The organism is Roseibium sp. RKSG952, assembly GCF_009711355.1.
The window spans coordinates 1-575 of sequence record NZ_SMMF01000316.1; the positions used below are offsets into that span (position 1 = coordinate 1).

The following is a 575-nucleotide window of genomic DNA, read 5'->3' on the forward strand; positions in this document are numbered from 1 at the left end:
CGCGGTTATCTGGGGCGATCTGGTCTGACATCGGAACGTTTTGTTGCGGATCCGTTTTCGGGGGTGTCAGGCAGCCGTTTGTACCGCACCGGCGACCTTGCGCGGTGGCGTGCTGATGGGACGCTTGAATATCTTGGCCGTATGGACGGGCAGATCAAGATCCGCGGCATGCGTGTCGAGCTTGGCGAGATTGAAGCAGCCCTTTCGGGCCTTGAGGGGATTGGCCAGGCAGCTGTTACTGCCCGCAAGGGGGCGGATGGCAGCAGTGCCCAGACGCAGCTTGTCGCTTATGTTGTTCCTGAGGGATTTGATGACGCTGGACTGGCTTCCATTCTCGGGATCGCGCCTGGCGCGCTGACCAGCGAGGACCGGCAAGGAGCCCACCAGCTTTCCCTGGAGGCTTTTGTGGATCTGGGTGAGGTGCGCAGCACGCTGAAGCAGCTTTTGCCCGAACACATGGTTCCGTCGTCTTTTGTCGGGTTGTCACGCCTGCCTCTGACACCGTCCGGCAAGACCGACCGCAAGGCCCTTCCCGATGTCGACGGCGCCGTTGTTCAAGCCGTCTACGAAGCTCC

1 pseudogene is annotated in these 575 nt (G+C 61.4%); it reads left to right on the forward strand.

From position 1 onward, the window contains the following. Positions 1-575: pseudogene (locus tag E1297_RS00870) on the forward strand (AMP-binding protein); the annotation flags it as partial.